Source organism: Citrobacter europaeus (genome assembly GCF_037482245.1).
In the GTDB taxonomy this organism is placed as follows: Bacteria; Pseudomonadota; Gammaproteobacteria; order Enterobacterales; family Enterobacteriaceae; genus Citrobacter; species Citrobacter europaeus.
Genome location: NZ_CP148084.1, coordinates 1,236,742 through 1,259,994 on the forward strand (window position 1 = coordinate 1,236,742; position 23,253 = coordinate 1,259,994).

General features: G+C 35.5%; 23 protein-coding genes. 14 read left to right on the forward strand and 9 right to left on the reverse strand.

Annotated elements, in window-relative coordinates; translation table 11 throughout:
* Positions 1-18: 18 nt before the first annotated feature.
* On the reverse strand, positions 19-375 hold the full coding sequence (locus WHR59_RS05720) for a hypothetical protein (protein WP_003826111.1): 357 nt from the start codon (positions 373-375) through the stop codon (positions 19-21).
* A gap of 689 nt (positions 376-1,064) precedes the next feature.
* On the opposite strand from WHR59_RS05720, the gene WHR59_RS05725 reads away from it, so the two are divergent.
* The 8 genes from WHR59_RS05725 (at position 1,065) to WHR59_RS05760 (ending at position 8,307) form a co-directional block, all read left to right on the forward strand.
* The gene (locus WHR59_RS05725) at positions 1,065-1,910 is read left to right on the forward strand and encodes a DUF6387 family protein (protein WP_338843710.1); all 846 of its coding nucleotides are present in this window, start codon (positions 1,065-1,067) and stop codon (positions 1,908-1,910) included.
* 281 nt (positions 1,911-2,191) lie between these two features.
* A complete protein-coding gene (locus WHR59_RS05730) occupies positions 2,192-2,398 on the forward strand; it encodes a helix-turn-helix transcriptional regulator (protein ID WP_000795663.1) in 207 nt (68 codons plus the stop codon).
* Between the two features lie 20 nt (positions 2,399-2,418).
* Positions 2,419-2,718: a hypothetical protein gene (locus WHR59_RS05735; protein ID WP_338843711.1), complete on the forward strand. Its 300-nt coding sequence runs from the start codon at positions 2,419-2,421 to the stop codon at positions 2,716-2,718.
* Between the two features lie 295 nt (positions 2,719-3,013).
* Positions 3,014-4,216, forward strand: a complete 1,203-nt coding sequence (locus tag WHR59_RS05740; protein WP_024135620.1) for a tyrosine-type recombinase/integrase — start codon at positions 3,014-3,016, stop codon at positions 4,214-4,216.
* Complete coding sequence (locus WHR59_RS05745) at positions 4,209-5,513, forward strand: tyrosine-type recombinase/integrase (protein WP_338843712.1); 1,305 nt, start codon at positions 4,209-4,211, stop codon at positions 5,511-5,513. Before WHR59_RS05740 ends, WHR59_RS05745 begins: the two co-directional genes overlap by 8 nt.
* On the forward strand, positions 5,510-7,384 hold the full coding sequence (locus WHR59_RS05750) for a DNA-binding protein (RefSeq protein ID WP_099705486.1): 1,875 nt from the start codon (positions 5,510-5,512) through the stop codon (positions 7,382-7,384). Before WHR59_RS05745 ends, WHR59_RS05750 begins: the two co-directional genes overlap by 4 nt.
* A 14-nt stretch (positions 7,385-7,398) precedes the next feature.
* Entirely contained in the window at positions 7,399-7,785 is a 387-nt protein-coding gene (locus tag WHR59_RS05755; protein WP_001062149.1) for a hypothetical protein, read from the forward strand.
* A 96-nt stretch (positions 7,786-7,881) separates the two neighbouring features.
* Positions 7,882-8,307: a hypothetical protein gene (locus WHR59_RS05760; RefSeq protein ID WP_338843714.1), complete on the forward strand. Its 426-nt coding sequence runs from the start codon at positions 7,882-7,884 to the stop codon at positions 8,305-8,307.
* A gap of 52 nt (positions 8,308-8,359) precedes the next feature.
* Here WHR59_RS05760 and WHR59_RS05765 read toward each other — a convergent pair whose 3' ends face one another.
* From WHR59_RS05765 to WHR59_RS05785, 5 genes are all read right to left on the reverse strand, one after another.
* A complete protein-coding gene (locus tag WHR59_RS05765) occupies positions 8,360-8,674 on the reverse strand; it encodes a cell wall-binding protein (protein ID WP_338843715.1) in 315 nt (104 codons plus the stop codon).
* An 18-nt stretch (positions 8,675-8,692) separates the two neighbouring features.
* Positions 8,693-9,079, reverse strand: a complete 387-nt coding sequence (locus tag WHR59_RS05770; RefSeq protein ID WP_022065656.1) for a hypothetical protein — start codon at positions 9,077-9,079, stop codon at positions 8,693-8,695.
* A 41-nt stretch (positions 9,080-9,120) separates the two neighbouring features.
* Positions 9,121-9,393: a hypothetical protein gene (locus tag WHR59_RS05775; protein ID WP_000651083.1), complete on the reverse strand. Its 273-nt coding sequence runs from the start codon at positions 9,391-9,393 to the stop codon at positions 9,121-9,123.
* Positions 9,394-9,617: 224 nt separating this feature from the next.
* On the reverse strand, positions 9,618-10,835 hold the full coding sequence (locus tag WHR59_RS05780; protein WP_338844060.1) for a relaxase/mobilization nuclease domain-containing protein: 1,218 nt from the start codon (positions 10,833-10,835) through the stop codon (positions 9,618-9,620).
* Positions 10,804-11,226: a hypothetical protein gene (locus tag WHR59_RS05785; protein ID WP_338844061.1), complete on the reverse strand. Its 423-nt coding sequence runs from the start codon at positions 11,224-11,226 to the stop codon at positions 10,804-10,806. Before WHR59_RS05785 ends, WHR59_RS05780 begins: the two co-directional genes overlap by 32 nt.
* Before the next feature lie 208 nt (positions 11,227-11,434).
* On the opposite strand from WHR59_RS05785, the gene WHR59_RS05790 reads away from it, so the two are divergent.
* Positions 11,435-12,202: a hypothetical protein gene (locus WHR59_RS05790; protein WP_338843716.1), complete on the forward strand. Its 768-nt coding sequence runs from the start codon at positions 11,435-11,437 to the stop codon at positions 12,200-12,202.
* Positions 12,203-12,330: 128 nt separating this feature from the next.
* Here the strand turns inward: WHR59_RS05790 and WHR59_RS05795 are convergent, their stop codons facing one another.
* On the reverse strand, positions 12,331-13,218 hold the full coding sequence (locus tag WHR59_RS05795; protein WP_258884148.1) for a hypothetical protein: 888 nt from the start codon (positions 13,216-13,218) through the stop codon (positions 12,331-12,333).
* Between the two features lie 368 nt (positions 13,219-13,586).
* The gene (locus WHR59_RS05800) at positions 13,587-14,132 is read right to left on the reverse strand and encodes a hypothetical protein (RefSeq protein WP_338843718.1); all 546 of its coding nucleotides are present in this window, start codon (positions 14,130-14,132) and stop codon (positions 13,587-13,589) included.
* A gap of 109 nt (positions 14,133-14,241) precedes the next feature.
* Between WHR59_RS05800 and WHR59_RS05805 the strand changes: the two genes are divergently transcribed.
* The 5 genes from WHR59_RS05805 to WHR59_RS05825 all read left to right on the forward strand — a co-directional run bounded on the left by WHR59_RS05805 (position 14,242) and on the right by WHR59_RS05825 (position 21,849).
* Entirely contained in the window at positions 14,242-14,826 is a 585-nt protein-coding gene (locus WHR59_RS05805; protein WP_258884150.1) for a hypothetical protein, read from the forward strand.
* A gap of 175 nt (positions 14,827-15,001) precedes the next feature.
* Positions 15,002-16,162, forward strand: coding sequence for a DNA cytosine methyltransferase (locus WHR59_RS05810; protein WP_422388590.1), 1,161 nt, complete (start codon positions 15,002-15,004; stop codon positions 16,160-16,162).
* Positions 16,143-19,121, forward strand: coding sequence for an ATP-binding protein (locus tag WHR59_RS05815; protein ID WP_258884151.1), 2,979 nt, complete (start codon positions 16,143-16,145; stop codon positions 19,119-19,121). The genes WHR59_RS05810 and WHR59_RS05815 overlap by 20 nt, the downstream gene beginning before the upstream one ends.
* 1 nt (position 19,122) lies before the next feature.
* Positions 19,123-20,871 carry a response regulator receiver domain gene (locus WHR59_RS05820; protein ID WP_338843720.1) on the forward strand — a complete coding sequence of 583 codons (1,749 nt, stop codon included), beginning with the start codon at positions 19,123-19,125 and terminating at the stop codon, positions 20,869-20,871.
* Positions 20,872-21,168: 297 nt separating this feature from the next.
* Complete coding sequence (locus WHR59_RS05825) at positions 21,169-21,849, forward strand: hypothetical protein (RefSeq protein ID WP_258884153.1); 681 nt, start codon at positions 21,169-21,171, stop codon at positions 21,847-21,849.
* Positions 21,850-21,970: 121 nt separating this feature from the next.
* On the opposite strand, the gene WHR59_RS05830 is transcribed toward WHR59_RS05825, so the two are convergent.
* Positions 21,971-23,200, reverse strand: coding sequence for an integrase domain-containing protein (locus WHR59_RS05830; RefSeq protein WP_338843722.1), 1,230 nt, complete (start codon positions 23,198-23,200; stop codon positions 21,971-21,973).
* Positions 23,201-23,253 lie beyond the last annotated feature (53 nt).

Genomic DNA, 23,253 nt, shown 5'->3' on the forward strand with positions numbered 1-23,253 from the left:
TTTTCATTGTTTGGAAGATTATTCACTGACTTTTTTCTCAACGGAGGCAGCACCTTCTTTGGTCTTATTCCAGCCTTTCTCGGTACCCTCTTTTGTTGCATTCCAGCCTTTTTCAGTACCTTCTTTGGTTGTATTCCAGGCTTTTTGTGAACCTTCACTTACTTTGCTGCTCAGGTCATCTTGTTTGCCTTCAGCAGCATGTTTGGCTTTTAATTTTTGCTCTTCGCCCTGATTCTGCGCCTGATGCAGTTTTTCTTTTGCAGTATTGGCGTTTTCGTGTGCGGCAGCTACATCATTATCAGTTGCGTGTGTCGTGGCGGCAATAACGGGAGAAGCCAGCAGAATTGCAGATAATGCGATAATTGTCTTTTTCATAATATCCTCGCTTAGCGTTATAAGTTATTAGCGTGGTTAAGCATGGCATACAAACGAAGCGCTGGCTTTAGGAAAAAACTGTAAGTGCGGATAACGCTATTTTTCCACTTTTGCAGTGTGAGAAATTAATACGGTTACGTTGTCTTGGGGGAAATCCACATTTAATATTGGGTTAAATAACGAGTTATCATCATTATTTAGCATGGGCCTGCATCATGATGCTGCCTGATATTTATTTGGGGCTGAAATTCGCTTATCAGAAGTGAAGTTGAATTTTAATCACACGTTCACACGTGAAACTATACGTGTACCCATTTCTCTGGATTTGACCAGTGCTACTGGCAACACAGACACAAAAAAGCCCTCAGCTTGCGCTGAGGGCTTTTCACCGGTGTTTGGGCTGGCGTCCCTGTAATTAGCTATTCATTCCATTGATTTTCAATATTATTTAAAATTTGAATTTTATATGTGGTTCTAAAAAGGAACCATAAATCGTAATGGTATGGGTTCTCACGATTAGCGGATTGGAGAATTGTATCAAAAGGAAACAAATTCTTCAGTTCAACTCCCTGCTGGTAGCTGAACTGCGCAAGCAGGATCTGCTTTTCACCGATTAGTGAATGCGGTAGTTTTTCAGCAAAACTGAATTCTATCCGTAGGGCAGTACCAGCATAGGTGGAGAATGGATTTTGAACAACTGGTCACCAGAGCACACAAAAAACATCAAGAGTTGGTTTAAGATTGATACATATCACAAATTTGAAGACCTCTCATTGCTCCAGTTTTACCATGAGATATGGGCTCGTAACTTGTTCTTTAAGGAGTATCGGGAAGAGTTTGAGAGCAGAACTCTTATGGGTTACTTCTCAAAAATTTTCAGTGGCAATCCTTTTTTAATTGAAGAAGGGCAACTGGGATACATGACTCCTGCCAACAAACTTTTTCAGCCTCCCCATTTTTTTCTAACAACTCTTGATCGCCTTGCTGAAACGAGCATCATTGCTATGCAACGCGGAGGTTTTGTTTGGGATGGTGATGACAATTATTCAATAAACAGAGATCTTCGGGAAGAATCACTTTCAGATATTATGCCAGATCAGTTTTCACGAACAGTCATGTTCGAGATTGATTTGGCAAGTGGCACAGACGAAGAGATTGCAGAGTCGCTTAAAGCTGCATTACCGCAGTGGCGTAAAATCAAAGGTATCGAACCAGATCCTTTAGAATCAGTTCGCTTTGGGTATGGAACTATCAAGAAACTCATCAGTTATCGTGTGATACCTATGCTGGATATCCTGGTGTGGGCAGCCGTTAAAAAAATCCGTGTCTCTGACGACAGGTTATCCAGACTGCTATATACAGACGATGACGAAGAAAGCGAAATGAGGCAGTCTAGCCAAATCAAAGATACCGACAGGCCTTTGGCTCTTAAATCCTGCACAACTGACTTTATCCGACAATTCCATTACTTCATGAACAAAAATAGCCATTTGAAGCAAATGAAAGTCTCTGATGTAATGAAACTATCGGATTAGAATTACATTTATAACTATTTGTTTTAATTGTGAAAATTAACTAAAGGCATCATTGTGAATGGTGCTTTTTTTTTGCGATTTTTACTTTAAACCGGGCATTTTGACACTTGCTATAAAACGGGGGAATTTCAGCTACTCTCAAGTTCCCCTTTTCTGTACGGCACCAACTTCGAGAAAACCATCCTGCATAGCTACGAAGAACCTCCGCTTCAGGAGCTTCGCTCTTTTCTTTACCCAACTGCTCGTATAGTGACTTCACCGCAACGACAAGGGATAACGAAATGAAAAATCAAGCAACCCGCCTAATACGATTACCAGAAGTTCTCGAACGAACTGGCTACGGAAAAGCTTGGATATATCGTCTGATCAACGATGGTAAGTTTCCTGCTCCTGTCAAAATTGGAAGTCGTGCAGTAGCTTTCGTTGAAAGTGAGATTGATACCTGGATTCAGTCTGTTATCGAAACAAGTCGAAATAATGTTGCTTAATTGAACATAGGAGCGGTTTTATGAATATCGAAGAATTTGTAAGCGAAGAAAACCATATGTGCAATTTATGCGGAGATCTTTTTTACAAGATCTTTGACCAAGAAGTGATTTATGACTTACCTAATAACGAGTTTAATAAAGAAATCATTTACTGGCTCAGTCAGTACCTTGTAGGAAATCTGAGAGAACCTTTAGACTCGATCTCTGAGCTTAATGCTTGCAAACAGATATATGTTTACGAGACCTGGTTATCTCTAATTAGATGTCCTGATGAATTGAAACTCCTAGCGAAGCGGATAATTTTATATCTAATGGATTAAGAGCTTTTTATGAAAGTGTAAAGTTTGGCTGCATAATTTACCTTAAAACTTTACAGAATAAATTACATTATTTTGGTTGTCGTTTATTAGCAAGGCAGTGAGATAGTTTTCGGAGTATTAGGTGTACATAATGTTAACTAGATCTACCAGATGATAATTTGACAGGAATAATCGTCTATCTCACTGTTTCAATTTAACTAAATGACTTAATCGATTCAAATAAATTTGTAAATCTACGAAATGCTTATTATTAATATATTGGAATTATACTTTTTGTAAAGTTTAGGAGGAAAATATGCGTAGTATTTGTGTGGATTCTTTTATGTTCGAAAATGGTGAGAGATATTGTCATATTGTAAATAAAAATACTGGTGAACCATTGTATTATCCTAACTTGTATATAACAACACAGGTCAGGAATCGGTCAGAGTCTATATCAACAATGAAGGTTATTGCCGGTAGCATTTCATTGTTATATCGATTCTTTATGAGGAAAGAGATCAATATTGATGAAAGAATTCAGAAAAAGATATTTCTGGCTCCTCATGAAATTGAAGATTTGATTGAATTCACTTCATTCAATTTCCGAGATGGCGAGGATGATAATTTTAGGAGTTCAAATGTCAAAAAACCAACTAAGTACTTTCGGATTACAACCATAGCTAACTATCTGGAATGGCTGTGCAAAATACATCTTTCTCATACAGGGCAGAAGGATACTCTCAAATATATTTTAGATTTCATTAACAACATAAAACGAAAGAAACCGAGAAACAATGATAAATATAATATGGATATAGAAAAAAGCTTAGATAAAGAACAATTGGATTCTTTGTTTAGCACTCTTGCACCGGGTAGTAAATTAAATCCTTTTTCAGAAAAAGTGCAAAAAAGAAACAATCTAATATTCCTGCTATTATACTGCTTTGGCCTGAGAGCAGGTGAACTTTTGAATCTGCGAATTGGTGATATAGATTTTGCAGAATCGACAATTGCAATAAGAAGAAGAGCAAATGATAAAACAGATCCGCGAGTGTATCAGCCATTAGTTAAAACTTGTGAGAGGAAATTAATTGCTGATACAAAGCTCATGTTTGAAATTTCAGATTATATTATGAATGATCGAAGAAAGATAAAAAATTCTAACAAACATGATTTCCTGTTTATTACTTATAAGGAAGGAAAAACTCAAGGGCAACCTATTTCATTTTCTTCATATCACAAAGTGGTGAGTGTTGTTCGTCAATCCTCCTCACTTCTAGGGGGATTGACAGGTCACAAACTCAGACATACATGGAATTATGAGTTTTCGAAAGCAATAGACAAGAATCAGGACATATCCGATGAAAAAGAGCAACAAATCCGTTCTTATCTCATGGGATGGCGACCGGGTTCAGAAACTTCAATGATTTATAATCGCAGGCATATTTTTGAGCTATCGAAAAAAACTGCACTTCAACAACAAGAGCAACTATTCAAAGGAGAATTTGATGAATAATTTAATTAAATATAACTCTGATAAAATGTCTTTGCATGAGCATAAAATCGTCAGTTCGATTGAAAGCAATGGAATCAATCTTACAAACTTAATATATGCTATGAACGAAAATTTGGTTTGTGGATTTGTATATACAGTACAATATTATTTTAATAGCAACAGCTATTTGTATGTGAAAAATATTGTTGGAAATATGGAGAGTCTTATCTGTAAAGTATCTCCTACTCATATTGATGATAAGGTTCTAATTGAATATCAAAATAAGAAATTATCAAAAGCCCCAGCATCACTTCGCGTTTTACGACCATTTTTGATTAAATGGTTTGAGTTAGGAAATCCAGGAATAGATGAAAGTGCGATAGAACTGTTAAAGCATTTGGACCTAAAGATAAAAAAATCTGGTCAGTCTGTGCTTCAAGATGATCCAACAGAGGGACCACTAACTAAAGAAGAACATACTTCTTTGATTAAGGCTATGAATCATGCATATAGAAAAGGTGAACTGTCACTGCCACATTATGCAATATCACTATTGATCAGCCTTACAGGTAGAAGACCTCAGCAGTTAGTTATGTTGAAATATAAAGACCTTCTTCAAAAGAACTTAGATAATGGCAAAGTAGAATATGTAATTTCAGTGCCACGAGTTAAACAACGGGGTAAAGAACTACGATATCGAGAACTTGCAATAATATCAGAGGTTGCATCAATTGTTCAATTGCAAGCTAATCAATCAGTGAAACTCGTTGAGCAAGCTCTTGGAAAAACTCTTGATGATTATTCTAAACGAGAAGTTCCTATTTTCTTAAATGAGGAAAAACTCTCAGATTTATCCATAACAGGTTCAATTCTTCTGGAATATAATAAATTATATGCGAAGCCTATAATTGCTAATGTAGCATTGAAAGGTATTGTTAATAATGGGAATATAATATCCAACCGTACCGGTTCGATACTAAATATTACTCCTCGCAGGCTTCGTTATACAATAGCAACTATGCTGGCTAAGGATGGGCATAATGTTAATACTATAGCTGAGTTATTGGATCATTCCTCTACTTCAAGTGCGGGTATTTATATTAAAAATCATGCTGACAGTGTTGAAAGGATTGATTCCGCTGTTTCAGAACAATTGTCATTTGTCGCTGATATTTTTATGAACGGAATCAAATCTAAAAAGAGTAATCATTTCAAATTTTTTTCTTCAAGTAGATGCCAGAGTCAGAATTCAGGATTTCCTTGTAATCAATGTATGTTTTTTATTCCGATTGAGTGCAGTGAGGTGAATCAACTATGAATAATATTATTTTGTTCAAATCAAAAAAACATATTCTTGTAGAAGAAAATTATAATGAGTTCATAAAATTTTGTCGCTATCAACTGCCCGGACTAACCCAAACTCAGGATTGGGAGCAGTATGCATGGAAAGGATATGTCACATTTAGAAAAATAGGGGTTGGAAATAAAGTCTTTGATTCCATTGATGCAATGCACGAAGATTATATCAATTTTGCGAAAGCATATATCAGATATCAACACTCATTGAAACCATTAAAAAACTATGGGGTTATTATGATGGCTTTGCGATGCCTCGAACAGGCCCTTTTGCAGGTTCAGAACACTGGTCTCATTTATAATGTTACAGCCGTTGTTTTCGATGAGGCAATGCAGATCGGGAGTAAATATTTTGAAGGTAACGTTTTGGCTAAATGTGGAATACAGCTTGAAAAAATATCAAAGTTTCTATATGAACATAATCTTGTGAAGTCAGGATATATCTCATGGAAAAACCATGTAAAACAGAAAGTCAAAAACAATTATCTTCCTGAGATTGAGGATTATCACCGAAGCGATAAGTTACCAGATGAAGAGGCATTGCTCGCTATTGCTGATATTTTTTCTCAAAATGATGAGTTACTGAGTCCAAGGGATAAGTTCACAAGTTCAGTATTTGCACTTCTACTTTGTTGTCCGAGCAGAATCTCTGAGATTTTAGCCTTACCTGCTGATTGTGAGATTACACAAATAGATGGCAAGGGTATCGAAAGATATGGGTTGAGATTTTATTCGGTAAAAGGGTATGGCCCTAATATCAAATGGATTCCACGGGTTATGATACCAGTTGCAAAGAAAGCAATTAGAAGATTACTTTCCTTATCACAAAATGCAAGAGCACTTGCTTACTGGTGCGAAAAGTACCCGGATAAATTTTACCGACATGAGCTTTGCCCAACAGTCGATGAAAAAGCTAAATTGACCGTTGTACAAGTTTGCCATGCACTGGGGTATAATTTATTTGATCATAAATCATGTGTTTTAAAAATTAAAAGAACGAGTTTGGATGGTGGGAAAAGTTTCTTAAACCACAATGATTACAACTATTCATTGAGTAATTTGTGGGAAATTATTAGTTCTAATTTTAGCAGAGACTTTCCATGGTATGATAAAGAAAAATCCATAAAATTTAGTAATGCTTTATGCTTGCTCAATACTGATCAATTTTCTTTATCAAGAATGACTTCAATTTTCACATTTTACAAACCTACTAAAAGTTTCTTTTTCAGTGACATACAAAGTAAAAAAAGCTATGAGATGAATTATAAAAATATATTTTCCCGATATGGGTATTATGATGATGAAGGTAAACCACTACTTATTCGCTCACACCAGCCACGGCACCTTTTAAACACAATAGCCCATTATGGTGAAATGTCTGAACTGGATATAGCTAAATGGTCTGGTCGTATCAATGCGAATCAGAACAGAGTTTATAACCATGTGTCAGAAGAAGATATGTTAGATAAAATCAAAGCTATTAAATTGAATAGGAGTAATTACTGTCAAAGGGAGTCAATACCCACAAATGAATTGACAATTGATTTTGATAACCTTAATCAAGGTGCAATACACTTAACTGAATTTGGTTACTGTGTACATAACTATTTAATCAAGCCTTGTGCAAAAATTAATCATCTTATTGAATGTGATAATGAAACACCGGACATTAACTCAGTAGATAGAATTAGACTGCAATCTGTCCGAGAGAAAGTAATGCAATTAAAGAGAATAACTCAGATCGCTTATGAAAATGGTGATTATGGTGCAGACAAATGGTTGCAACACCATGAAAAAAATTTGGAAAGAATTAATAAGCTTTTGAATAATTAAAACAGGAGATACTTATGGCAAAACATTTGAACAGGAGTGAAATAAAGGCAATTAAACACATTATACTGACTTGGGACGGTAAAATCACATGGAGTGATTTATGTGAATCAGTGTATAAGAATCTAAACAGAACTATCACAAGGCAATCTTTAAGTGCTCATGATGAAGTTGTTGAAGCATATAGAATAAAGAAAAGTTTGTCCAATTTGAAAAAATCTGGTCTAAAGAAACCAGCTAACTTAACTATTGCGGCACAACAAATAATAAACCTTAAAGCCGAAAACGAAATGTTGAAAAAACAGAACAATAGATACAAAGAGCAATTTAGCTATTGGCAGTATAATGCTTATAGACACGGTCTTACTATGGAACAGTTGAATAGGCCATTTAATAAAAAATAATATTTGATAGGTTACACCTATTGACAAGTTTAATAAATGCGATAAATATAAATATATGGTCAGGAAGACTATTTAACTAATGCAAGGATGCATTTTATGGACAAGAACATTATCTATCCAGAGTTTACTCTGGAAGAGCAACTTATCATTATCGTCGATAAATATATCTCAAAACGATACCAGCCAGGTGATAAAAATTTCTCATACCAGCTTTACTTAATTTTTGTGGGATACTATTTGAAGTATTTCTACCCTAAAAGGATTTATTCCAAATCCAATCGTAATATTGATAACATAATGACTATGTTTAGCTCGGTATACAAAAGTCTGACAAGCAATCTTCTACAACGATTAAATAACAAAGAAGGAGTTATTAGGGAACTAAACTCGCTTGTTAATTACATAGATAACAATCAAGAAAAAGCCGAGGAAATCTATGCTACTGTCAGAGCACAATATGAAATGAAAGTAATTGAGAAAGAGTTAACCCATGAAGTTCGCGTAAGAACCGTCAGGTTATAGGCAATAAATAGCCCCTATGCAGGGGCTAAAAGAGACTTCTTGATATAGGCTACTACTGAACTTCTTTCCAGATACCATCAGCTTTCACAAGCTTAACAGGCTTTGTCTGTTTCATATTGCTAATTGAGGCATCGACAATGCAGTTATAAACATTATTTGCTTCTTCTGTGCAACTAACTTTTTTTACATAATCAATTTTCAAAAGGTCTTTTTCGGGAATACTTGAGTTCAGAGATTTCATACTTGCATTTGATCTATCTACGACACTTTTGAAAGCATTGTATATATCGTCTTGGGATGGCTCACTGTTACATGCGGTTAAAAGAAGTGTGGTAAGGAAAACTGTGAGGATTGAGTATATTTTCATTTTCTTATCCAGAAATAATTAATTAAGAATACCAGTCTTGGTGTTGTTGTTATCAGAGGAGAAAGTCCATTTACTTACGGTCTCTCCCTTGAAGTCGATCTCAAGAGTTTTAGACTGAGTCTGAGAACCGCCAGTAAACAGCCCCACAACTGGAATGAAAGTCGTTGCACTGAACTGATTGTTAGACATGAAATATTTCCACTGCTCATTTCCGTCATCGAGTGTGGTTCTTGTATCAGGCTCACCTAACTTAGAGAGTAATTCCGTCTTAGTTGTTTTGTTTTTAATGATCTTTGACTGGAGGCTTTGTGGTGTTTCGTTTTTAAGGTTCTGGTTCCCTGATGTTGAACAGCCAGAAAGCAGGAAGACAATAATAAAAAAAGAGGACGTTATAAATCGGTTCATTTACTTTCTCATTTTATGTTTGCGATTGTGTGAAATTAATTTCACCGTATAAAAACAACTCTGTCTGCATACATTCTTTTGATTTTATAGATAAGAATAATGATGCTTACGAAAAACGTAATGACTGATACAAGAGTGCTGTCGGTCCACGAAAATGCTAACCACGCGAGACCAAATGCCACGAATTGAAACAGGAATGCCACACTGAGCGGGCTTTCACCGTAAGCAACCTTTGCATGACACCCTTTGCAAATCCGCACACCATGAGGACTTTGTGTAAAGCAGAACGGGCACTTTATTGTTTCGTCTTTCATATCAACCCCAGGGTGGAAGATTAAATGGTGCGTTTACAGAGATTCTCGATGACCGGCTCGCTTTAGTAAAATTGCTTGTACCGATCAATGGTTGTTACTTGATAGTTTATATCTATCATAATTGGTTTATCGATCTGTAATAACGATCAATATTTTTTTGACTAAACACAAATTTATTACTAGAGAATAGAGTGTGGTTACGAAAGGTGTTTACAACTAGCTGTCTATAAACGAATTTTTCTTGCGGGTTTCAGATGATGTGTTGAATAGACTTCTGAGAAGTTTGTAGGAACCTTGTGGAGGATGCTCCTTCCATATTTTCTGAGAAGCTCTATGAGCCGTTGTAAAAAGGGAATCCAGCCGGTGAGCCTGAGATGCTTTTGCTGTTTGACTGCATTCTTTTGAAGAATCTTTTCTACGATTTCGTTCCGTTTGTCTTCTCTGAGCCGTAGTTCCAGTTCTGCAATTTTTTTAACGATACTTTCCTTTCTCTCAGCGGTTTTCAAAACTGTTGCAGGAGCAGGAGCAGGAGCAGGAGCAGGAGCAGGAGCAGGAGCAGGAGCAGGAGCAGGAGCAGGAGCAGGAGCAGGAGCAGGAGCAGGAGCAGGAGCAGGGTGGTCTTTTGCCGGTGTGTTGGTTCGTAAAGCTTCTAAGTGGTCGGGGTTGTAGTTAAGTTGCTTTTGAAGATTTGCCCAAGAGTAACCCTTGCCTAACTGTGAAGCTTTGAAAGCTATATCGCGGTATTCGAATGAGAAGCCGTTCATCTTACCGGTAGAAGCAATGTTAGCCGTCCAGCCGACTTCTGCTTCTTCCAGCCTTTTGATAAAAGTTAAAAGGTCAGGTGTATCTTCCAAACTTTTATCAAGTATCTGTTGGAGAGCTTCTTTGGAGGAGGGAAGGCCAGTCCGTTCTGAAAGCATTTGTTCATTACGGGATACCTTTCTTCGCTTCTGTTGCTTTGGTGCAATTGAAGAGGCTGTCTTGGTCACTGTCAGGTTATGAGTGATTTCGAGTTCACTGATTATGCGGGTACTTATGAGGTTCTCATTCCTGCCAAGGTAAAGCTTCCCACCGACCATGTCGATTCTGCTTGCGATGATATGTATATGCTGACCATCATCATCGTGGAGCACATAGCAACGAAGGTGAGTATCACTGAACCCCATCCTCTTCATGTAGTCATCTGCGATAATGGACCACTGTTCATTCGTTAGTGTTTCACCGTCGGGTAAGCGAAGTGCGTTGTGCCAAACTGGTTTTGCGACATCCAGGCGAAGATGCTTGGTGCTATCGAATTCAGCGATCAATTCAACGGCTGAATCACTTAACATGTTCCCGCCAATGACGACTGGATCACTTTTGTGGTGTGCTCCCGATTGCAATACATAACGAACAACACCAGCGAAGCTCTTACCCCTCTTGATCTTCCGCATACCCTTCACGAGGGACACTCCAAAAATCTGTTCTTAACAAGTTGTGACGAAGCTCTTCAAGTTGTCGCTTCACAGCGAAAAGCTCTGTATGAGTAAGCTGGCTATCTCTGCTCTTACCATCGATATGGATCGCAATTCTATTTAGCTTTTGTGATATGTCAGTTAAAGCTTTCCATGCATCGATGTTGATCTCTGGAATAATGGAGGGTAGTTTATGAATGAAAGCCTTGCGGAGCCATTCTCCTTTGGACATAGAGCCGCGTTTGGTATTGAGAAGTTGAAGTTCTACATTATTAAGTCGGACACTAACACAATGGGTTCTGAGCGTTTCTGGTATGAAGTTAGTAAGGTTTGATGGTTTTTTTATGACCGGGGGGGGCGTGTTGGTAATGTTTTCCATTAATAGTTCGTTTTTCATATGAACTCCTTTTCATATTACAGTTTAATAAAATATATATCACTTTCAAAAAAGGTCAATATCCTGTGGTTAGAATTTATTACATATGCAATTTTTATAGGTAGGTGATTATGAAAAAGTGAATTATCATAACTTTAGTTGTAACAGATCAAATTGTTTTTCTATTTAATTTAAGAATGGATGATTGGGAATGAACGAAGATCAATGGAATTATTTATGTAAAGATACTGTTGATGCTATGATAGAACATGTTAAGCCGTTTTTATCACCGATTTCTTATACTACGGATGAAGATTATGGGAAACTTCACGGAACAGGTTCTTATATAACATTCGATGACAAAGAATATTTAATAACTAACGAGCATGTAGGTAGTTTGGATAAAAAAACAACTTTGCAAAATCAGTTTTTTAATGACGATAATATTTATCTCTTAAAAAATAAATTTAAAAATAAACCGTATCCTATCGATGTTGCTATATCTCATATTGATAAAAATTTATGGTCTACTCATACGGAATATGCACAAGCGATACCATCCAACAGATTTGCTCTCAAACATAATCCTTATAAAAATGAATTGCTATTTTTAGCTGGTTACAGTGGCGAACGTTCAGGATTTCACTATAACAATTTAATAAGCAGATGCACTCCATATTTAACACAAGAAATTGCATTACCTGATAATATTCAGGATGCTGATGCAGGTTTTCATTTTTCATTACCTTATAAACCAGAACTTGCTACAAGCGTTGATGGTACTTCTTCACTACCTGACCCGCACGGCTTTAGTGGTTCTTTGGTATGGGATACCAAACGCATCGCTTGTTTAGTTGAAAAGAGGGATTGGGAACCGTCTATGGCTGAAGTGACCGGAATCTTATGGGGATGGCCATCATCCTCATCCTGCCTCCTGGCAACTAGAGTGGAAAAATTATCGTTGAAAGATTTACTGTAATATATGCGATGAGTTTATCAACTTTATTTAGAGTGATTTTTTCTTGATAAACTCATCTAAAATGCACTAACGATTGCAAATCGAGATGAATACAAATATCACATTAGCAAACGGTCTATTTTCTAAGTTTATCCTGTGACAATTTCATTGAAATCACTCAGATTTTCTCCAGCATACATAAATAGATCACTATAAAAATCAATAAGTAAATGAAGAGAATCTATAAATTTTGCATAGTGTTCATATTTTGGAGCACAGTCATTTTCCAAATAAACTACGGTATTGTTGATTTCTAATTTAAAGTCCTTACCTGATTTATTAACTCCAATATTATGTATTGTGTTCCGCAATGGGAATAGAAAATGAATTAAATCAATGGCATCTTTTTTTAATTTTTCGTCACTTAGTCCCGTATAGCTAATTTTACTTATAATGAAATCAATTTTTTCTCTTGATGAAATATATGAGTTAGTATCTTTGAATATTAAATTTTTGAGTTTTTCTGCCTCCTCAAGTTTACCTTCGTTAATTAACCCAACATAAATACATAATCTTTTTTCAAGTTTTATTAGTCTTTTTGAACCTGTTGGGTTAGCCAATTTAACGCTTTCATATGTTTTGCAAACCCAGAATTCAAAGACGGAAAATGCATTGATAAAAAAACGAGTTAGAACTCTATGCAGGAGATCATCAGCATCGGAGACGAAGCATTTTCTCAGATCTTCTAATAGTAAATCAGTATTTTTATCGCCATTGCTAATTTCGATGTAATTGTAATATTTGTTCTCCGATACAAAAGATTCTATAAGTTGGAAAATACCACTTCTGTGATTGGAGTTAGTCAATTCATCATTCATTATGAATAATAGTGGAATGTCAATTTCATCACTCAGATCTGAAAAGAAGGTGCTACCTAACATCAGTCCTTTCGCCATATACTCCCAATGAAGACATCTTCTTTTCAGGCTTGCTAAAGCTTGCAGCCTATCAATGTTATTATCATCGAAGTTTTTCATGATTATCACCTTAAATTAAATTTTAATTATTAAGTCTATTAAATCCTTGAGAAGAATTGTTTACTATATTTATAGTGAAGGGTTTTAGCAAGTGAATAATCAACAAAATAAAGGTTATCTGTGGTAATCTTTATTTTGTTCTAAAAGCACAATGGTATATGGCTTAATATTGAAAAAAATCTTATAGATATATGACGAATAATCAACATGCTGATTTTATCAAATAAAATACAGATTATTCTATCTTGTAATTGTTAGTTAAATGTAACTGGGTTGGTATCTTTTTCAATCAAAGAGCAGAAAAAGCAAGGAAACTCAGAGAAGCGGAGCTTCGGAGAGTTAGCCCTTGCTTAATCAATTCTGCCATGTTATTTAAACTGCATTTCTTTGCTATTATTGATATTTGGAACTAATTTTCCCAAAGTTTCTTTTAGGTTAAGATTCTCTGTTTTTACCTTGTCATAAATATAATAAGAATCTTCTTTTATATGCGTTAAAATATATTCCAATTCTTTTTCGGCTTTATCTTTGAGCAATTGTGTACTTGCATTTTCAAAATAATTACCAAGGTTTATACAACCCACATCAAAAAAGTCATATGTGGTGATATCTTCGATATAATAATTAAAATTACTATCTATTTCCACTTTGAATGTCAAAAAATTATTCTCATCAATATTGCTGTCATCTTTATTAGTAATCCCATTTAATATTTTATATTCCTTTAGTGCTTGAGAGTAGTTGAAGAAGAAATAACTTTCACTACTCCTGTTTATGCTTTGAAGGAAATATATTGCAATATGGTTTTCAGGACATCCGCAATTGTTGATTAGCATATTTAGGAAGAAGTTGTTCATTGGTATTAATGCAGTAGGGTAACAAACCTTTATAAGTCGGTAACTTAGTTTACTCATATCATTTTCCAAAATGATGAAGGTTAAAAGGATAACTATCTTAAATCTTATTATGAGATTTGACAACTATAAATCATTGTGTATAAGCAATATAACTATGGAGGTAAATATGAGTTTAATTGAAGTTGATTGTAGTAATTGTTTGTTGACCACAGCTAAAATATTTATCACAGAACAAAATACTGTTTTTCTAAACAAATTCGATGCGTGTGGGTTTTGCTATGAGTTCGTCATGAACAACGAAACTAATGACCCTATGGGTTGTTGCCTCAAAGATATCGTCAATATGAAAGTGTCGATGGGAATAAAGGAGTTGTATGTAGAAATGAATTATGGGGAAATAAATAAATTTATCCGTATTGAAGATGAAAAGAAAATAATTGATGAAAGTGAGTTATGTGTCACTTCTTTTTCTAAACGATTAGTCACCAAACTAAGCACCAGAGAGAGATACGTTAAAGTTGATGAATTATTATCACATTTAAAAATGAATGATGTAAAACAAGCACTTAATTTAATTCAATTTATTAAAATGCGAAATGTATTAAGTAATGGTGATGTTTATTATTTATATAACCTATATATAAAATATTTGAAAATAATTGCACCAAAATTCTGTGATAATAATATTTTTTACCTTAAAAGGTTGGTGCTGGGTTTAATAAGGCTAAATGAAATTAATATTATTCTTTAATCTAAAAAATGTAAATTAACTTTAAATATCTCGATATACGAAAAATTAACTTTGCGCCTTCTAATACGCACTCAGTCACTTGATGTTATCTATGGATTGTGATAACGAGAGGTATACGGTAAAATCTCCTATAGGGACATAATCGTTTACATGAGTGAAGGGTAAATTGAACAAAATCAAGGCCATAGATCTTTTTTCAGGTGCGGGAGGCTTTTCGTTAGCCGCTCTGGATCTGGGTATTGAAATTTTAGCTGCAATAGAACTTGATAAAGATGCTTGTGATACATACAGCAAAAATTTAATTCACAAAAGAGAAAATAGCATAAAATTACTTAACAAAGATATTATGACTATTTCACCTGATGAGTTAATGAATAGCTTACAACTAAAAGAAAAAGAGTTGGATCTAATCATTGGAGGACCACCTTGCCAAGGTTTTTCATCACATAGAATAAAAAATGCTGGTGTTAATGATCCTAGAAACGAATTACTTATTCGCTACTATGATTTTGTTAAAATTTTTCAGCCTAAGATGTTTCTTGTTGAAAATGTGCCAGGTTTGCTTTGGGAAAAACACAAAGACTATTTAAACAACTTTAAAAGGCTTGCCGCTAATAGTGGATATAATATCTTGGGTCCATTAAAGTTGAATGCAAAAGATTATGGAGTCCCTCAAAACAGAAACCGGGTATTTATCTTAGGTCTCAGAGATGATATTTTTATCAGCGAAGGTGATTGGCCGCCTTCCCCAACTCATTTCAAAGATAAAAAACCTTATTGGGTTAATGCTTCTGAAATCTTTGAAAAACCTACACCTTCTATTATTGAAAAAATTACTGCTGTTTTAGGGCAAGATGTCGCACAGAAATTAAAATTTAAAAATACGCTTAAAGAAAATAAAAGTGATCCAAATAATATTCATATGAATCATGCTGATTATATGATTGAAAGATTTAATTTGACACCAATTAATGGCAGTCGGGAAGATGTTGATTTTAGATTGCCTTGTCATTCTAATGGCTATGTTGGTCATAAAGACGTTTACGGTCGGATAAGGCTATCATTACCTGGCCCCACAATAACTACTGGTTGTTTTAATCCTTCAAAGGGCCGTTTCCTACATCCGTGGGATAACCATGGAATTACCGTAAGGCAGGCGGCTAGATTTCAAACATTTCCCGATGATTACATTTTTTCTGGAGGCATAATTAGCCAAGGGAAACAGGTAGGGAATGCTGTTCCTGTGAATCTAGGAAAAATTCTTCTGAAATCTTGTGTTGAAATAATACTAAGTAACTCTCAAAGGGATGATAAAAATGCAGATGAGATCTCTTAGCTTTAAAGCGAGAGCGAGGACAATTGAACATCTCGGTAAGGGGCAAATTGCTGATTGCCCAACTGCTGTAAGCGAACTATGGAAAAATGCATATGATGCTTATGCAAGAGATGTGGCTTTATACACAATAGATGGCGATTACCCTTGCGGAGCCCTTATAGATAACGGTTGCGGAATGTCCTTGCAACAAATTATTGATAATTGGCTTGTTGTTGGTACCGAATCTAAAACGAGGAAGAACACCTTAGAAGAAAATGAGAGGTTCGGATTAAGTATCCGAAAAACTCAAGGAGAAAAAGGGATTGGGCGATTATCTGCTGCTTTTCTATCTCCCGTAACTTTTCTTGTCACTAAGAAAATGGATAATAATTATGTTGCCTTGCTAATTGATTGGAGGCTTTTCGAAAACCCGTATCTCTCATTTGACGATGTCACTGTTCCATTCAGAGAATTCGAAAAAATAGATTCTCTATCTGATGTTTTGTCTGATTTGCTCATTGAACTTAAGAAGAATGTATACTTTCCCAGCAAAGATGAAGATGAAGTTCGTCATTTTAATCATATTCTCACAAAATCAGCTTGGGAAAAATTCTCAGAAGATGAGAAAGCTGTAAATGAAAAAAGTGACTTTATTACTACCCAAGATAAAATAATTAATTTTTGTGATCAATTTAAAATTGATCCTAATGTCTTCGTTCCTTGGGAAGAAATCTTAATCAAAGTTGAAAAGATAGACGGTGATAAGCATGGTACCGCTCTGTTTTTATTGGAGCTTGGACGAGATTTGTCATTATTAACCAATGCAGGGGATTTAGCTAAGGATAATGCAGAGTTATCTGATGTTGAGCAAAGCTTGGTTGACACTTTAAGAGCATTTGTAAATCCTTATATTTTAGACGATCTATCATTCTCTTATGAGATATATACAATTAAGGCCAATGGTTACCATCGTCAAATATTAAAGCAATCGGATGTATTTAGTAAAAGTGATTTTGATGCTTTAGAGCACACTGTTGTGGGCTACGTTGATGAGAAGGGTTGGTTTAGAGGTCGCGTAAAAGCTTTTGGCGAGGATAAGGGCGAAGTCGTTATTCCTGCCAGCATAAGTGTTAATTCTGATTCAGGAGTCGGACCATTTGAAATTCAAATTGGAACATTAGAATTTTTGGCACAAAATACCTCGCACACCGAGCGAGAGCATACACATTTTGACCTCAAGGCAAAAAAATATGCTGGGCTTATGGTATTTCGGGATAATTTAAGAGTGTTGCCGTATGGACGAGTTGATAATGATTTCTTTCAGATCGAGGAAAGAAGGTCATGGAATGCTGGGCGGTACTATTGGTCTAACCGCAGGATTTTCGGATTTATCAGTATCACACAATCAAATAATAAAGAACTAAAGGATAAATCTGGGAGGGAAGGCTTCATTCGAAACCAAGCTGCTAGAGAATTGAAAACATTAGTTTCAGATCTATTAACATCATTAGCGGATAGATTTTTTGGTGGAAAGTCCGAAGATCGTAAAGAACTTCTTGAGCAAGTAAAACGTGAAAAGGAATTAAGAAAATCAGCACAGCAACAAGCTCGTAAATCTACACAAAAGAGTTTCTCTGAGGCACTAAAAACGCAAACTCCCGTTTTAGATGCTTCGCTTGAAGCTGTAAAAAAATTGAAGACTAAATTAGATAGTAATCAAAATAAGCATGATTATAATTATATAAAAGAAATAGATGCTGACCTTGCTAATTTAGAATCATTAAGAACAGAAATAAAAACTCCAACTAAGCCACCTAAAATCGGTGTATATGAGGAGAGATATAGAAATTATCGTGATAAATACAATGAATTCTCTGCGTATATATTAGAGATGAAATTAATAGTTAATAAATTAGATTCTGAGTTAAATAAGTTAGAACCTTCGTTAGTAGGTAAAAATCATCTTGATAAAAATCAAGGGATCATAAATGCCAGATTAACAAAGTTTAGTAATAACATTGATGAAAAAACAAATGCTCTCTTAAAGAAATGGGGAGAGGAAATTAAAAGTGATAGAGCTATATATTACTCTAAAGCTATATCAATAGTTGACTCAATTAACAATAATACTGAGATCGAGAATGTTTTAAATTTACTCGATAGTATATATATTGAAACAATTGACTCACTAACATTCAAATATCAATCAATAAATAAAGGATTGGAAAGGTTATTTGAAGGAGTAAATTTAGACTCTGCTTTTTCGCTATCAGAAGAAGAGAGAGAGTATTTTGAGGATAAAGCTAAGAGTCTAAATGCTCTGGCTCAGTTAGGTATCAGTGTCGAAATACTCTCACACGAGCTTGAAGAAATGGACTCTATGGTTACACGAGGACTAAATTCTTTGCCTTCAACCGCGAAGGAACATCCCGGTTTCACATTAGCACTGAATGCACATAGATCATTAACACAACAAATCAGATTTTTATCACCTTTGAAAATATCTGGATATCAGTCAAGGCAAAAAATTACCGGGAAAAATATAATGGATTATATCCTGAAATTTTTTGGTGACCGTTTTGAAAGACAACGCATTACGATTGAATTCGGTGATGATTTCAAGAACATATCTATCAATGATATACCTTCACGCATATATCCTGTTTTTACAAATATTGTAAATAATGCGATGTATTGGGTCAGTTTGGCAAACAACAGACTTATAAAAATTGATTTTGTAAATTCCTTAGTCATCATAGCAAACTCTGGCCCAGCAATTGATACCGATGATGTTCCTCGACTCTTTGAACTATTCTATAGTAAAAGGGCTAATGGACATGGAGTGGGTTTATATCTTTGTCGAGAAAATCTTGCTGTTGCACATCATAAAATATGGTACTCGGAACCAGATGTAGACGGTAATTATTTAATAAAAGATGGTGCTAATTTCGTGATCCAGTTCAATGGAGTGGAGTACTAATATGACAGTGGCAAATTATAATTCTCTCGTCCAGCAGACTTTCTGCGATAATGCAATTCGTTCTGTCGTCATGATTGATGACGATTTTTTAACATACTCTGAATCTATACAAGCCCTTAACAGAGAAATCCAGCTAGATGCAAAAAAAATTGACTCATCAAAAAGGGCCGCTACACTTGAAAGTTTTTTCCAAGCAAAAAATATGATTTGTGATATTGACAATGGTTCAGTTAATTTTGATGTTGATCGTATTAGAAAATCAGATTTGATTATAGTAGATTATCATTTAGATAATAATGCCCCTGATAAGACACTGAGTTTGTTGCAAGAATTAAAAGACTCTGAACATTTAAATATGGTTGTTATATATACTAGAGAGGATCTGGAAACTGTATGGATGGAGATTGCCTCAACTCTCAAGGGAGCTGCAGATTATAATGAATTGATCATTGAGAGAGAAAATGAATTGCTTCAGAGTTATTGGGAAGATACGGTATTACCTAATTTGTCCCATAACGGTGATAAAGCCCTTACAAGAGCAGAAACTATCTCATACATTAAAGACAGAAAATGTTGTCGAAGAGTTAAAACACTAATTCATGGTGATGCCATTTTATTAGAGCAAAACGATAAGAATTTTATTGCTGAAATGATTGCAGAATATGCCGTAGCCAAAAATAATATTATTCAGAGCAAAATAACTGATAATGTTATCTTTGGTGATCAGGATGGGGTTAAATGGATTCAGACTGGTAATATATTTGTCACTTTATTTCATAAGGTTCATAATGATCATGATGATGATGGGGACAGAATTTGGAGAAAACTGAATGATTCATTAATTGAGTGGAATCCCTCTTATTATCAGATAATAAAATCTGAGATTCAAAATGCAATCGAATCTGAAGCTTTGTCCTTTGTTAATCATTTGGCTAATGATCAGTTTGGGCAAGCAGGGTGGCTAAATGAGATTTTAAGATCTAACTCTCCAGATATTAGACGCAGAAATATTGATTTTGTTTTTGGTAATTTATCAGAAGAATTATACCAAAGACTAAAAAAGAACAGATCGTTAGATGATTTTATCAAAACTGTTTTTGATAGTTATTCTGATGATTTTGCAAGTAGCGGGATTCCTAGAACACTTGAATATTGCTCTTCAAAAATGAATCTTCCTGCTACAGATGAAGCATACAATCAAATGTATCACGCTCTTAATATGAATCTTTCTTCCAAAAATTTCGAGGATGGTCATATATCGACGGGTACTATATTTTTTGATACTGATTCGGATAAATGGTATTTATGTGTTTCCGCTGCATGTGATTTAGTTCCAACTCAAGGGAATGAACCTCATCATCATAGATTAAAACCACATAGAATTATAAAAGTACTTGAGCTTTTCAATGCCAGTCAAAATAAAGCGTTGCCGTATGCAGAGCATTCGAAGTATATCTATGTAATGCATAAAAATATAAGGAAGTATCTATCTGTTTTCGAGGGTGAAAAAGCTATTCCAGTTGTTGATTATATGGTGGTGTTAAATCACGGGACAGCGGTCGATGGTGCAGAAAAGAATGTTATCTCCGCAGTTTTTCTAAGTAATATGGATGGTAATGTGCAAAATGTCCCTGTTAGTCTTAAACTTAAATCACAGCTAAGGACTGGTTATGCTGAACGATATCAAGCCATAGCCTCTCAATATGGTGCAAGGATTGGAGTTGATTATGTATCAATGATGTTGCCATAATGATTATGTCTTAGGCATGGTGATTTTTCATCATGCCTTTTTTATTTTTTTTCATACATTATAGTTTGCTTTTCTCGTGACCTTCTAAACTTCGTGTTCCTTATGGCAATTATAGAAGTATTCAAACATCGGACAAAGCATGTTCATTTTCTTTAAGTTTTTTTGTAATGCTTTAGATTTTAGGTTTATTTGTAATCAAGGTGTTAAAGCTGTTGTAATATTTTTGGTAAATATCCTGGGGATATAAAATTCTTATTGTTGATTTAACAATCCTGAGAAGGGAAATAAGGTTATATTGTGAAACATACTAATGAGTTCTCTGGCGAAGACTACAAGAAAAGTTTTCTGGATGATGTTGAAAAAAATGAAAAGGCATTAACCTACGCATTAGACATACGAAAGTTCGAAATTGATCTTTACTGGAAAAGGGCATCATATTTTTGGACTTTTATTGCTGCTACTTTTGCTGGTTTTATTACATTGCAGGCATCTTCTTCCGTTAATAAAACTGATCTTTCCGTTATATTATGTTGTCTTGGGATTATATTTTCTACGGGATGGTTATGTGTAAACAGAGGTAGCAAACACTGGCAAGAAAATTGGGAGAATCATGTTGATATGTTGGAGGATTCTACTATCGGACCTTTATATAAGGTTGTCTTAACCCGACCTATGCCGAAGGGTTTTCAGGAACATTGTGAGCATTTACTAACAGGTCCTACATCTTTTTCAGTGTCTAAAATAAACCAGTTAATTAGTTTGTTTGTGACCATTTTATGGGTTGCTCTACTATTTAAAAGTTTACCTGACATCCGTTTCACCTCTCCATTTAATCCTTTTTATTTTACTCTTGTTAGTATTACCGGAATGTTTTGCCTTTTGTTTTTCTGGAGAGGGAAGACATACGGGAAAGATTATGTACATATAGCTAAGATAAGAAGTGCTCAAATTAAACTTAAAATTACACAAGATGATTGAGCTTTGGATATTTATATCAAATTTTCCGAATTAAAAGCTGAGGATGACTATGTGTATTTAGTCATCCTTTTATAGCTTAAGTTTCCTGACTCCTTTAAGGTAATTAATTATATTTATATAATTAAGCAGCGATGGCTTTTAGCCTTTGAGCTTGAACATAATCACTCCACCACTGCATAAGAGCAACTCGTTCTGTTAAGTATTCTGCTCGATTGTAAGCTGCTATTATTTCATCCTTTTTTGAGTGTGCAAGAGCCGCTTCAAGCACTTCTGTCCTGAATTTACCGCTCTCCTCAGCAGCCGTTCTAGCGATTGATCGCATACCGTGAGCTACAAGCTCACCTCCGAAGCCCATACGGATTATGGCCGCATTAGCTGTTTGTTCATGCATGTGATTGAGTGGAGCTTTGATACTGGGAAAAACCCACTCTCTGTGCCCACTTATCGCTTTCATTGACTCTAGGACTCGCAAAGCTTCTTTGCTTAGTGGAACTTTATGGGGCTTCTTCATTTTCATAAACTCAGCCGGGATGTTCCACATTGAGTTGTCAGTATCTATATCGGCCCATCTCGCACGAACGGCTTCCCCTGGACGAACCCACGTCAGCAATTGCCATTTAATCAGCAATCTTGTCTCCAAACGAACGGAAGCATTGTTTAACACCATTAGGAAGCGGGGTAACTCGGAAGGGGGTAATGCTGGCATATTCTGTTTTTTAGGCTTACTGAACCGTTGCCCCAGGTTGTCAGCCGGATTAAATTCGATAAGTTCCTCAGTTGCTGCATAACGGAAAATTTCATTTAATCGGGAAATTATTCGCCGTAAAGTTTCGAGGACTCCTCGTTGCTCAATAGGGTCAAGATGTTGCTTTAAGAGTTTGGGTCGGATCTCATTGACAGGAACATTACCCAATCCGGGAAAGATATTTCTCTCCAGGCTTCGCCAGATGTCTTCTGCATGGTCTTGTGAGATACCTGAGGTCTTTACCTTCTCATCCAACCATTTCCTTGCCACGGTTTGGAGAGTGTGTTCAGTAGCATTCTTTAAGGCATTAGCCTTATCGTTGTTATGGACTTGAGGATCAATGCCATTGGCAAGCAAGGAGAGGTACTCATCTCGCAAGGCCCTTGCTCTTGCCAGTGTGAGGTGAGGGTAGGTCCCAAGGCTCATTTTGGTTCTTTTCTTACTCACTGGCACTGCATACCTGAAATACCAATTTTTCTTGCCTCCTTTCGACAAAGGAGCGATTCGTAAGATCAAGCCATCACCGTCAAACAAGTTGATTTCTTTGTCGGCTGGCTTGGTGCTTTTGATTTCAGTGTCAGTGAGCTTCTTAGCGATTTTTGCCATTTTGGGACCCTCGGTTTTTGGACCCTTCCTAGTGGGTCCCATTCAGGGTGCCA

Excerpts from the sequence above, each read along its gene's own strand:
- WHR59_RS05720 (WP_003826111.1), bottom strand. The coding sequence starts at position 375 with ATGAAAAAGACAATTATCGCATTATCTGCAATTCTGCTGGCTTCTCCC.
- WHR59_RS05730 (WP_000795663.1), top strand. The coding sequence starts at position 2,192 with ATGAAAAATCAAGCAACCCGCCTAATACGATTACCAGAAGTTCTCGAA.
- WHR59_RS05735 (WP_338843711.1), top strand. The coding sequence starts at position 2,419 with ATGAATATCGAAGAATTTGTAAGCGAAGAAAACCATATGTGCAATTTA.
- WHR59_RS05740 (WP_024135620.1), top strand. The coding sequence starts at position 3,014 with ATGCGTAGTATTTGTGTGGATTCTTTTATGTTCGAAAATGGTGAGAGA.
- WHR59_RS05745 (WP_338843712.1), top strand. The coding sequence starts at position 4,209 with ATGAATAATTTAATTAAATATAACTCTGATAAAATGTCTTTGCATGAG.
- WHR59_RS05750 (WP_099705486.1), top strand. The coding sequence starts at position 5,510 with ATGAATAATATTATTTTGTTCAAATCAAAAAAACATATTCTTGTAGAA.
- WHR59_RS05755 (WP_001062149.1), top strand. The coding sequence starts at position 7,399 with ATGGCAAAACATTTGAACAGGAGTGAAATAAAGGCAATTAAACACATT.
- WHR59_RS05760 (WP_338843714.1), top strand. The coding sequence starts at position 7,882 with ATGGACAAGAACATTATCTATCCAGAGTTTACTCTGGAAGAGCAACTT.
- WHR59_RS05765 (WP_338843715.1), bottom strand. The coding sequence starts at position 8,674 with ATGAAAATATACTCAATCCTCACAGTTTTCCTTACCACACTTCTTTTA.
- WHR59_RS05770 (WP_022065656.1), bottom strand. The coding sequence starts at position 9,079 with ATGAACCGATTTATAACGTCCTCTTTTTTTATTATTGTCTTCCTGCTT.
- WHR59_RS05775 (WP_000651083.1), bottom strand. The coding sequence starts at position 9,393 with ATGAAAGACGAAACAATAAAGTGCCCGTTCTGCTTTACACAAAGTCCT.
- WHR59_RS05785 (WP_338844061.1), bottom strand. The coding sequence starts at position 11,226 with ATGGAAAACATTACCAACACGCCCCCCCCGGTCATAAAAAAACCATCA.
- WHR59_RS05790 (WP_338843716.1), top strand. The coding sequence starts at position 11,435 with ATGAACGAAGATCAATGGAATTATTTATGTAAAGATACTGTTGATGCT.
- WHR59_RS05795 (WP_258884148.1), bottom strand. The coding sequence starts at position 13,218 with ATGAAAAACTTCGATGATAATAACATTGATAGGCTGCAAGCTTTAGCA.
- WHR59_RS05800 (WP_338843718.1), bottom strand. The coding sequence starts at position 14,132 with ATGAGTAAACTAAGTTACCGACTTATAAAGGTTTGTTACCCTACTGCA.
- WHR59_RS05805 (WP_258884150.1), top strand. The coding sequence starts at position 14,242 with ATGAGTTTAATTGAAGTTGATTGTAGTAATTGTTTGTTGACCACAGCT.
- WHR59_RS05815 (WP_258884151.1), top strand. The coding sequence starts at position 16,143 with ATGCAGATGAGATCTCTTAGCTTTAAAGCGAGAGCGAGGACAATTGAA.
- WHR59_RS05820 (WP_338843720.1), top strand. The coding sequence starts at position 19,123 with ATGACAGTGGCAAATTATAATTCTCTCGTCCAGCAGACTTTCTGCGAT.
- WHR59_RS05830 (WP_338843722.1), bottom strand. The coding sequence starts at position 23,200 with ATGGCAAAAATCGCTAAGAAGCTCACTGACACTGAAATCAAAAGCACC.